The 8974-nt window shown below is 52.1% G+C and carries 3 protein-coding genes; 1 reads left to right on the top strand and 2 read right to left on the bottom strand.

Annotated features, from left to right (window positions below):
- Nucleotides 1-230: 230 nt before the first annotated feature.
- Together addA and QZN42_RS09375 are read right to left on the bottom strand one after the other, a co-directional pair.
- Entirely contained in the window at nt 231-4070 is a 3840-nt protein-coding gene (addA, locus tag QZN42_RS09380; RefSeq protein ID WP_296956997.1) for a helicase-exonuclease AddAB subunit AddA, read from the bottom strand.
- Nucleotides 4057-7458 (bottom strand): PD-(D/E)XK nuclease family protein, encoded by a 3402-nt coding sequence (locus tag QZN42_RS09375; protein ID WP_296956995.1) that lies wholly within the window; start codon nt 7456-7458, stop codon nt 4057-4059. Before QZN42_RS09375 ends, addA begins: the two co-directional genes overlap by 14 nt.
- Before the next feature lie 426 nt (nt 7459-7884).
- On the opposite strand from QZN42_RS09375, the gene QZN42_RS09370 reads away from it, so the two are divergent.
- The gene (locus tag QZN42_RS09370; protein WP_296956993.1) at nt 7885-8673 is read left to right on the top strand and encodes an ADP-ribosylglycohydrolase family protein; all 789 of its coding nucleotides are present in this window, start codon (nt 7885-7887) and stop codon (nt 8671-8673) included.
- Nucleotides 8674-8974 lie beyond the last annotated feature (301 nt).

Raw genomic sequence — 8974 nt, 5'->3', positions numbered from 1 at the left:
AGTACTATCTGAGCTTAAGGAATAGATGTAACAATGTAGCGCCGTATACGAGGACCGTACGTACGGTGCAATGGGAGGGCTAATAACTCTACCCTATTACGAAATATTCGCATAAAAATGTAAAGTTGTAAAAGTATTTTCAGGTTTTTGATTATGAAAATCAAAAAACGCTGTCTCTGCATCTCAGAGGCAGCGTTTTTGCTAACTGCTATCTGCTAATCACTAGCCACTCAAATAATCTCTATTGCCTTACCGTACTTGAAGGCCCAGAGGTAGAGATGGCTCACTTTCTTTCCGAAGAGTTTTTCTGCCGCTTCTTTGTACACCCGGAGCTGCACGCTGTAGTGGTGGGCCAGTTCTTCTTCGCTCATGGTATGGTCTGTCTTGTAATCGATGATGATCATATCTTTTTCATTTTCGAGGAGGCAGTCCATGACCCCCTGAAGGAAGAGTTTTTCTCCTTTTTCACAGTTGGGGTAGAAATCATGGGCAGGAAGGAGGATGGAGAAGGGCATTTCTTTTCTGACTGCCTTTGCTTCTTTCATGGCTTTTGCAAGCGGTCCATGAGCGAAGGTGAGGAGGTCTTTGGCCGGGTGGGCCCATTTCGTTTCGGAAAGGAGGGTCACTCCTTCTTCTTCAGTGAAGATTTTTGTTTCCACCAGTTTCCTTAGTTCTTCGCGGATGGCCTCTTCTGTGGGAGGAAGGGCAGTGAAATCGATCATTTCCATCGCTTTGTGCATCAAAGTACCATAGCCGGTACCTTCGTATTTCTCCTCATCTCCTGAAAGGAAGAGGGGCGGCGCATCGTAGTCGGCAGGGAGAGCATCCGGGTCCGGGGCCAAAATGACCGATTCATAGGCTTCTTCGTCGGATGCGGTGTATTCCTGCATTTCCCGAAGTTTCACGGCAGCCGTGGCAGTGAGCTTGGCAGGGGTTATGAGGGATCCCGGGTGGTCGTAGGCCCAGGTGAGCTGGCGGTCCATCCAGTCCGGTATTTCCTTGGGAAGAGAGGAAAGGAAAGTTTCCCTGTTTTTTTCTTCTGCCGGTTCAGGGGGCGTGAGGAGACTTCCTCCTTCTATGGCTTTTTCCCAGGTTTCCATTTCTTTTTCCGTGAAAAGGTCGGTCTCCGATGTGACATGGAAATCAAAGTCCGAAGTATCTCCTTCCGCATCGTCCCGGTAGCAGGGAATGTGGTCGATCATGTCCCAGGCATCCTGCATACTTCTGTGGCGGAGCGCTGCCGGCATAATCCAGTCCAGGTAGGAAGTGCTGTTGGAAATAATATGGGAGGGAAGCGGTTCCACTTTAGGTCCGCCGCCGGCTGTGGAAAGGGAGGCAGCCCAGGCAGAAAGGGCGGAGGGTACGTCTTTCTGAATGGCCGTGATGAAAAGCCTGTCTCTTGCGCGGGTCATGGCTACGTAGAGAAGGCGGGCTTCTTCGGCTATGCTTTCCTGTCTTGCTTTTTCTTTCACCGCATACCAGTAGAGGCTGGGCCAGCGGAGTTTCCGCTTTTTGTCATAGTACTGGATGCCAAGACCCAGGTCTTTGTGGCAGATGGCTGTCTGCTGGGTATCTTTCAGATTGAAGCCTTTGGCCGTATCTGCCAGGAAGACCACCGGAAATTCCAGTCCTTTGCTCTTGTGGATGGTCATGATATGGACGGCGTCCGATGAACTGCCGGGGGCGTTGGATTTGAATTCCCGTTCTTCCTTTTTCAGGCTGGAGAGGTAATTCAGGAAGAGGTAGAGCCCGCTCTGGGGCGCTGCATCCCTTTCGAGGGCCAGCTGATAGAAAGAGAGCACGTGATTTTTCCTCGCCGCTCCTCCGGGAAGGCCGGAAATATAGGTGAGGTAGTCAATACCGGCCAGGATTTCCCGGAGAAGGGGGGCCACCCCATCCACCATGGAAAGGTGGCGCCAGTTTTTGTAATTTTTGAGGAAAGCGCTGATTTTTTCTTCTTTTTCCGGCGGAAGGAGGGAAGTATCGGAAAAGACCTGCCAGAGATGGTCTTTCCCGGCCTCTTTTCGCGCAAGGTAGAGGAGGGCCAGGTCTTTTTCATCCAGTCCCACGAAGAAGGAACGGAGCACGGCCGCCAGGGCCAGGTCCTGCAGGGGATTGTCGATGATTTTGAGAAGGGCCCAGAGGATTTCCACTTCTATATTTCTTGTGAAATCTTCTTCTTTGTCGGAAACGGCCGGAATGTGCCGGTCTTCCAGTACTTTGAGGAGGGCCGGGCCTTTGCCGGCCAGCGACCGGAGGAGGATGGTGATATCGCTGTACCGCATGGGGCGGAAGGATCCGTCCTTGTTCATCACTTTTCCTCCATCCATCAGTTCCTGAATGCGCTGGGCGATGAGCCTGCCTTCGAGGGTGATATTTTCGATATCTTTTAAATCCTGCGCTCCTTCCGATTCCGCTACTTCTTTTTTATCGATGAGTTCGATGGAAACGGTGCCTCCTGCGTAGGTTTCAGGGCGCATTTCCTCGTGGCGGGCGGGGTAGAGGGCTTCGGCCGGCCCGTAATCCAGCTCCAGGGTCTTCTTCGTCATAATCTGGCGGAAGAGGAAATTGATGGAGGAAAGGAGGGCTCCGTCGCTTCTGAAATTTTTGTTGAGGTCGATGCGGTGAGAGAGCGCTTCCCTGTCCGGAGAAAATGCATTGTATTTCTGAAGGAAAATCGTGGGGTCCGCCTGGCGGAAGCGGTAGATGCTCTGTTTGATATCGCCTACCATGAACCGGTTGTGCCCGTTGGAAAGAAGGAAGGTAATGAGTTCCTGTACACCATTTGTATCCTGGTATTCGTCAATCATGACTTCCTTGAACTTTTTACGGATGGAAAGGGCGGCAGCCGATGGGAAATTCTCCGCTTTTTCGATGGAAAAGTCCGGATTGTCCCGGTCCAGCAGCACTTCCAGGGCATAATGCTCCATATCACTGAAGTCCATAATCCCTTCTTTTTTCTTCCGCTCTTTGAGGGCTTTCGCAAAGTCCAGGGTCAGGGCGGAAAGGACTTTCACTGCCGGCAGCATGGCCTTTGTTTCCGAAAGCCACTGATTTTCGGAAATACCCCGGAAAGGCTCGATGGATTTCGTATACATTTTTTTCACCGAATCCCGGAGTGATTTGATGTCCTGCACTCCTTCGGAGTTGGTGAATTCTTTGGAGTTTTTATAATTATATTTCTCTGCCTGCTTTTTCGTGATGGACTTGAATTTTTCATATCGGAAATCAGGCGAATCGAACCAGTCTTTCCAGCTGTCTTTTTCGGCCACATAGGAGTAAAAGGCATATTCATCGGAAAGCTGCTTCAGGAAGACTTCTTCGGCTCCCGGCACTTTTCCCATGAGGTCAAACATCTGCCGATAAGAGTCGCAGGCTTTTTCGCAGAGCGACCTGAGGTGGTCCAAAAGGGGCCGGTCCCAGGAAAGGTCGTCCATATGGGCGCCTTCCGGTATATCGTACCGGTCCGGCAGATGGGAAATCCAGTCTTCCGGGAAGGGGAGGGAGCAGGCAAAGTGATAAATGGCAAGGACCATGCGCTTTAATTCACTATCCTGGTAGCGGCTGGCAAAAAGGTCCGCCGTATCGAGGAAATCGGAAGCTCCCTTTTCATACCAGTTTTCCAGCACTTCCGAGAGCACTTCTTCTTCCAGCAGGAATTCTTCATTTTCATCGGAAAGGATCCGCATCTTCGGGTCCAGGTCGAGAAGGTAGAAATACTGGCGGATGATTGCCTGGAAATAGGAGTCCAGTGTGGAAATCTGGGCGCTTCCCAGGAGGGAGATCTGCTTTTCCAGATGACGGACGGTTTTTTCGTCCTTTTTTTCATCGGCCTCCTCAAGGGCGGCGGATAGGGCGGAAGATACGCGGGCCTTCATTTCTGCGGCTGCCGCCCGTGTAAAGGTGAGGACCAGAAGTTCATTGATATTGATCCTGCTTTCCGGATCTTTCACGAGCCGGGCAATTCTTTCCGTGAGGACCGCGGTTTTGCCGCTTCCGGCGGCTGCGGAGAGGAGGAGATTTTTATTTCTAGTGTCCAGCGCTTCCTGCTGTTCTTCAGTCCAGCTCATGGGATTCCTCCTTTCCTGCCAGTTCAGCCAGTTTCGGCTTCAAATCCCGGTCGCCCGGTAGAGTGACGTATTCATAGCCCTCACCCTTTCCCTTCGGGTCGAACCGGCAGATGGCATGGAAGGGACAGTAGGAGCAGGGGTTCTGTTTTTTGAAAGAAACGGGACGGATGGAAATATCGCCTGATTCCATCCGGTGATAAATTTCAAGGAGCCTCTTTTTGACGATGATGAGAAGATTGTCGAAATCTTCCCCGGAAAGGACGGAAACAGTTTTGGAAAGACTGCCGTCCTTGTTGATTTTTGCCTTGATAAAAGCATCTTCGGTGCCGATGGCGGAATCGAGGGCTGTCACAAGCTCCGGATCGTCTATAATCCAGCCGGAACCGTTATTTTTCGGGTCCATATCCACCTGACCTCCCGGCGGAACGGTAGTCACATTCCGTACATCCCCGTTTAAATAAATGTACATGAGGGCTGTGGGGAGGAGGTCGTTTTCCGCTTTGTCCTCCACTGCCAGGAGGTAGGTGAGGAGCTGCAGTTTCAGGCCTGCCGCTGCTTCCTGGATGGAAGCGGCCGGTTTACCTGTCTTGTAGTCGAAAATAGCGCAGGCGCTTCCGGCTTCATCGAGCCTGTCGATTTTGCCTTTCAAAGTGAAGGAATCCGTTTCTCCCTGAATGCGGAGGTAGAAAGTTTTTTCCAGCGCTTTCGTATCGAAGCGGCTGTTCCTGCTCCATTTGCGGAGGGTCTCCAGAGAACGGCGGAAAGTCTCGTTCAGCACCCGTTCGGTATAGCGGGAGGCACCGTCGGCATGAAGGGCTCCATAATGGACTTTGGGCACCATTTTTGCTGCAATGGATTCGGACATATTTTTAATATCCTCGTCGGTGGCATCTCTCCACTGCTTCTTTTTATTTCCCAGTTCCTTTCCGAAAAGGTGAAGCCCTGCGTGGAGATAATTGCCGAAGTCCAGGCTTTCCATCTGCCCTTCGTCCCTTTCGTCCAGATGAAGGCCGTAGGAAAGGTAGTAGCTGTAGGGGCATTTCCTGTAATTTTCAAACCGGGTGACGGAGCCAACAAACCGTCCGGCCGGTTTGAAAAGTTTGGCCGCCAGGTCCCGCGGAAGGGAAACGGCTTTATTTTCATAGGAAAAGCTTTCCAGTTTTTCCGAAAGTTTCTTTTCGTACCCCTTTTGCTTTGCCCAGGCAGCCAGGGCGGCCCAGTGAGAGTCGGCCTCCGGGATTTTTTCGCGGAGCACCAGGGGAAGGAGGGAGAGCGCTTCTTCGGGATTGGCAAAGAAAGAACGGTCCTTGTCCCTGTCTTCCGGCACGAGCCTTGCCGCATAATGCAGGCGCTCCAGCTGGGAAACGAGGAAGGAAGGTTCTGCGCTTCCCTGCTCCTCATTCACCGAAGGCCTTGTGAGATAGAGGGCATTTCTGGCGCGGGTGAGGGCGAGGTAGGCGAAGAACTGCTCCTGCTGCACTTCCTGGAGGAGGTTCGTTCCGAAAATGAGCCGGCTGTCGTCAAAAATTTTCTGCCGTTCCAGTTCCGTGAAGAAGCCTCCTTCTTCCACCCGCTTCGGGAAGATGCCTTCCAGGGTGCCTGCAATGAAGACCACTTTGGCCTCCATGGCATACCCTCTGTCCATACCGGTCACTGTCACATGGTCCAGGGTGGGCGGAATGGTGGAATAGGTGAGAGAGGAAAGTCCGTCTTCAAAAATGGAGAGGAAATCTTCATCTTTCACCCTGTCCTTTCCGGCGGTATGTACGATTTCATCGAGGAGGGAGAGGACTTTCTTCCAAACCTGCAGGTGGGGGCGGATATTGGTGTGAAGGGAGGCCTGGTCATCCAGTTCGTTTAATTTTTCCGGAATTTTTTCCGCCCGGAGCCAGCGGTAGAGGAGGGCACAGCGGTCTTTGGGAAGAGGCTTTTCCTTCCATTCCTTTACGAGGGGGTCAAAGAGGGCAAGGAGCTTTTCCCGCCACTCGTTGGCCTTTGCCAGGGCCAGATGCTCTTCTTCCGTGGGAGAGGGGGCCTCGCTGTCCAGATCCCGCCAGTCCCGGAATTTCCATTCCTCATGGTACTGCCAGGGATGGATATTGTGGGAAAGGACGTAATTTTCCAGTTTATCCACCGATTCCTCCGGCCATTCGGGAAGGAGGAAGGTCTTCAGCATGCGAAAGAGGCGGCTTCTCTGCCAGCCTGCGTTTTTTCTTCCGCTTTCAGCGGTGAGGAAACGGACCATGGAATCCAGGAGGATCACCAGGGGATGGTTGTTCATGGGATGCTTCTTGTCGATGAATCCCGGAATCTGATAAGTATCGAAAGACCGCTCGAAAAGGTCCACGTAATTTTCCGGTTCCCTCGTGAGCACGAGGATATCCCGGTACCGGAGATGATGATCCCGGACAAGGGTGAGGAGGGTCCTGGAAATATAATCCACTTCATCCGCCTTGTTTGGAAGGGTGATGGTAAAGAGACCGTCCAGGGGATTTATTTCCAAATCTTTGGGAAGGGGCGAAACGTCTGCCCGCCGGTCGAAGAAGGAAAGGGCCATGGCGGAAAGGCGGCTGCTTTCAAAACGGCAGGGCTTCGTCAGGGTTACGGAGGAAGATCTTCGGGAAACCTGAAGCACCTCTGTATAGAGATGGTAGGGATAGGCGAAGTTCGGATTCATGACTGCTTCCGAAGGGTTATCCATCTGAAGGGTCATGGTCACTTCCTCTGCCGTATCGATCAGGGCAGAAAGGATGCGGATTTTCTGGGGAGCCATGCCGTTAAATCCGTCAATCCAGACCCTGGCATGTTTAATGGAGGGAGATTTCGGTATTTCCCTGGCCAGAAGGTCGAAAAGGCTTCCTTCGTAAGAGAAATGGTCCTTCAGGTACTGGTGGTAGGCCCGGTAAAGGAGGGAGAGGTCTTTCATCTTTCGGCCCAGGGGCGAATCGCCCTGGGCATGGGCAGCTTCTTCCATATCTTTTTCTGATACGCAGAACATGTCCAGCTGGTGGAAGAAGGTGGAAAGCTCCTCGGAAAAATGGGGATGGGAGGCAGCCTTCCCGATCATTAAAAGTTCATCTTTGTGTTCTTCCAGAAGGCGCCGGATGATGATCTGCTGCCCCAGGGGGGAGAGGGCGTCGCTTACCGGCGAATGAAGCTCCTGAAAAACCCGGTACGCCAGGCGGGAGAAACCGCAGACCGTGACGTTGGAAAAGCCTTCACCGGGAAATGACCTGGCCAGCCGGTATTCAGCGGTGTAAGTCCCCTGGTCCGGGACGAGGAGGTAGGCCTTTTTCCCTTCGCCGGCCATTACGTAGTCCCGTATTTCCCGGCAGACCCTGGTGGATTTACCCGTTCCTGCGCGGCCGAATATGAAATGAAGCGGCATAATTTACGTCCTTTCTGAAATATAGATTCTTTATTTCATTCTACCATGTTTCTATATGGATTATACAATCCGGGAGGGACAGGAAATGACCTCTCCATGCGAAATAAGGGGAAATAAAAACCTGCGGGCCCCTATTTCCTATAAAAAACTTTTATAATAAATTTTTAAAAATAAAACGGCCTTTCTGTACTATATGGGTAGAACATCAATCACCGCATGACTTTGCTCAGGCGCCATTCTCAGAGAAAGCAGGGTGGTGAGACTTGTTCTCCTATATGGTACCATGTAGAAAATGAAAACTGCACAGCTGCCCGGAAGACCGGGAGATGGAAGCCACGAGGCGGATCAGAACGAGCCCCCGCCCGTGGCTTTTTGTCGTGGTCCGGATATTTCCATTCTGCTATACTGTAGGAAAGGAGGGATACTATGTACGGAGCTATATTGGGAGACATCATCGGGTCTCCCTATGAATACGACCGCGGGGACAAGAGGAAGGATTTCAAACTTTTCACCAAAGGATGCCGCTACACCGACGATTCCATCATGACCGCAGCGGTGGGAGAAGCGCTTCTTTCTGTGAAGCCTTCCGATTCCGACGGGAAAATCAGGGATAAAATCGTGGAATCCCTGCAGAGGTGGGGAAGGAAATATCCATCCGATTATGGATTCCGTTTCCAGCGCTGGCTCTATGCGGAGTTTCCCGGACCCTATGGAAGCTACGGCAACGGCAGTGCCATGCGGGTCTCTGCGGCAGGCTGGCTCTATGATTCCCTGGAAAAGACGGAGCACATGGCGAAACTGACGGCGGAAGTGACCCACAATCATCTGGAAGGCATCAGGGGAGCCGTGGTGACGGCGGGCATCATTTACCTCGCCCGTCATGGGACTTTAAAGGAAGACCTCAGAGCCTATGCAAAAAGAAAAGGTTACCGGCTGGATTTGACCTGCGATGAAATACGGCCCGCCTACCACCATGTGGAAAGCTGCCAGGAAACGGTGCCTCCTGCCATTACCGCTTTTCTGGAAGGAAAAGACTTCGAAGATGTGATCCGCACAGCCGTCTCCCTGGGCGGGGACGCAGATACCCTGACCTGCATCGCGGGAGGAATGGCGGAAGCCTGCTACGGCGTACCGGAATGGATGAAAGAAAAATGCAGGGAAATGATTCCGGAAGAAATGAGAAAGATCGCCGATGAGGTAGAGAGCTTCCGGTAAAATTACATGATTTCCAAAATGTAATCAGGCAAAAAGCCGCCCTACGGGCGGCTTTTTTTATGGAATTTAATCATATATCTGAACCAGAGACAGTCATCGCGGCCTCTGCGAGTACGACCCTTCAACGCCTCCGGAGGGGGCTCCCCTGACAAGGGGCAGGTGAAATTTGGCGCGTACGGGTACTTCAACACTGCCTGTGCAGAATCCCCAATAGGGTAGAGTTATTAGCCCTCCCATTGCACCGTACGTACGGTCCTCGTATACGGCGCTACATTGTTACATCTATTCCTTAAGCTCAGAT

Origin of the sequence: uncultured Dialister sp. (assembly GCA_900314595.1) — a bacterium.
Lineage (GTDB): Bacteria > Bacillota > Negativicutes > Veillonellales > Dialisteraceae > Dialister.
This window is presented reverse-complemented; position numbering and strand designations above follow the sequence as displayed.

What these genes read in the sequence shown, in the direction of transcription:
- QZN42_RS09370 (WP_296956993.1), top strand. Translation starts at nt 7,885, where the DNA reads ATGTACGGAGCTATATTGGGAGACATCATCGGGTCTCCCTATGAATAC.
- QZN42_RS09375 (WP_296956995.1), bottom strand. Translation starts at nt 7,458, where the DNA reads ATGCCGCTTCATTTCATATTCGGCCGCGCAGGAACGGGTAAATCCACC.
- addA (WP_296956997.1), bottom strand. Translation starts at nt 4,070, where the DNA reads ATGAGCTGGACTGAAGAACAGCAGGAAGCGCTGGACACTAGAAATAAA.